We start from the raw sequence: 2,228 nt of genomic DNA on the forward strand, positions 1-2,228 counted from the left end.
TTGAAATCGCCTACTGCAAGATACCCTTTTCTGTCAAAAGCAAAAAAACATACTTCCAAAAAATGGAAACATGTTTCTTCTGTCTATTCTGCTGAGAAGTAGTCCTGGAGCAGGTCTGAGTGGTGCTTCAACTTCTTGACAGCCTTAGCTTCAATCTGCCGGACCCGTTCCCGGGTAACGCCCAGACTGCGGCCAACTTCTTCCAGAGTGTGCGGCTCATCGTTTTCCAGGCCGAAGCGCAGCTTCAAGACCTTAGCTTCTCTGTCAGTCAGGAACTCACCCATCATGCTGGACAGTTGGTCCTTCAGCATTTCAAAAGCAGTGTATTCTTCCGGGTTGATTGCCTTGTTGTCTTCCAAAAGGTCCCCCAATTGCGAGTCCCCTTCTTCGCCAACCGGCTTGTCCAAAGAGTCAGTTTCCTGGTTCTTGGCTACCGTGATAATTTCCTGCACCTTCTGCAAAGGTTCATTCATTTCCGCGGCCAGCTCTTCCGGCTTGGCATCCCGGTCCAGGTCCTGCTGCAGAGCCCGGTCCAGGTCCTGCTGCAGAGTCCGCTGGATCCGGTTCATCTTGTTTATGCTTTCCACTACGTGAACCGGGATTCTGATCATCCGGTCCTGGTCAGCCAGGGCCCGGGTAATGGCCTGCCGGATCCACCAGGTAGCATAAGTTGAAAACTTAAAGCCCTTGGAGTAGTCGAACTTGTCAACTGCCTTCATCAGGCCGATATTGCCTTCCTGGATCAAGTCCAGGATCCCCATCTTCCCATTGTGCTTGGCATAGCGCTTGGCAATGGAGACAACCAAACGGAGGTTGGCGGCGGCCAGTTCATCCTTGGCTGACTCATCGCCGTTTTCAATCCGCTTGGCTACTTCTACTTCTTCGTCCCGGCTCAAAAGCGGGACCTTGCCGATTTCCTTTAAATACATCCGAACCGAGTCGTAAACCCGGTCATTGTCGCTGGAAGCGACCAGTTCTTTTTGTTCTTTCTTTTCAGCTTCTTCTTCAGCCTTGAGGGCCAGAGCAGACGGTTCACCCTGGTCGTCAACGATACTAATCCCATTGTCCGCAAACTCTTCTACCAGCTTGGCAGTTTCGGCATCATTCAGACCATACGGCAGCAAGAGCCGGGCCTTCAAGTCCTTTTCGCGGATCTGCTTGGTCTTCTTTAAACCGGTAATCACCATTTTAACTGCTTTTTCCAGTGGAAAATCATTTACGTTAGAAGCATTTTCTTTTGCCATTCAATCCGCCCTGTTCTTATTCTGCTAAAAATTTACTACTCTAAAAAGTCACGCAACTGGTTGCTCCGGCTTGGGTGCCGCAGCTTGCGCAAGGCCTTGGCCTCGATCTGCCGGATCCGCTCCCGGGTCACGCCAAAGACCCGGCCGACTTCTTCCAAAGTCCGGGGATTTCCGTCATCCAGACCAAAACGCAGACGCAATACATTCTCCTCCCTGTCAGTCAAAGTGTCAAGCACTTCCGCCAGCTGGTCTTTCAGCATTTCACTGGCCGCGTGCTGTTCCGGGCTGGTCGCGTCCTTGTCTTCGATAAAGTCGCCTAAGTGGGAGTCATCCTCTTCCCCAATCGGTGTCTCCAAGGAAACTGGCTCTTGGGCCACCTTGAGGACCTCCCGGACCTTCTTGACCGGCAAGTCCATTTCCGCGGCAATTTCTTCTGGCTCCGGGTCTCTGCCCAGATCCTGGAGAAGCTGCCGCTGAATCCGGATCAGCTTGTTAATGGTTTCCACCATATGAACCGGAATTCTGATCGTCCGGGCCTGGTCGGCAATCGCGCGGGTGATTGCTTGTCGGATCCACCAGGTCGCGTAAGTAGAAAACTTGAAGCCCAGCTGGTAGTCAAACTTGTCGACCGCCTTCATCAGGCCCATGTTCCCTTCCTGGATCAGGTCCAAAAAGCTCATCCCCCGGCCAACATAGCGCTTGGCAATGGAAACCACCAGACGCAGGTTGGCACTGGTCAGTTCATCCTTGGCCTCCTGGTCGCCGGCTTCAATCCGCTTGGCCAGCTGGACTTCTTCATCCCCGCTGAGCAGGCTGACCCGGCCGATCCGCTTCAAATACTGGCGGACCGGGTCATTCATCCGGCTGCCTGGGGCTGACAAGTGTTCCAGCTCTGCCTTTTCCACGTTTTTCTGCTTGGCCAGGGCCAATTTGGACGGTTCGCCCTTGTCATCGACAATGCTGATCCCGTTGTCTTCAAATTCC

Annotated in this window: 2 protein-coding genes; both read right to left on the bottom strand. The window is 53.1% G+C overall.

The window, feature by feature from the left end:
• Window positions 1–83 precede the first annotated feature (83 nt).
• Window positions 84–1,244: a sigma-70 family RNA polymerase sigma factor gene (locus tag HMPREF3168_RS00450; RefSeq protein ID WP_070487937.1), complete on the bottom strand. Its 1,161-nt coding sequence runs from the start codon at window positions 1,242–1,244 to the stop codon at window positions 84–86.
• 35 nt (window positions 1,245–1,279) lie between these two features.
• Window positions 1,280–2,228, bottom strand: a 949-nt coding sequence (rpoD, locus tag HMPREF3168_RS00455) for an RNA polymerase sigma factor RpoD (protein ID WP_246825660.1), incomplete at its 5' end; no start/stop codon positions are given.

It is taken from the genome of Lactobacillus sp. HMSC08B12 (assembly GCF_001808415.1).
Classification (GTDB): Bacteria; Bacillota; Bacilli; order Lactobacillales; family Lactobacillaceae; genus Lactobacillus; species Lactobacillus delbrueckii.

Excerpts from the sequence above, each read along its gene's own strand:
- HMPREF3168_RS00450 (WP_070487937.1), bottom strand. The coding sequence starts at position 1,244 with ATGGCAAAAGAAAATGCTTCTAACGTAAATGATTTTCCACTGGAAAAA.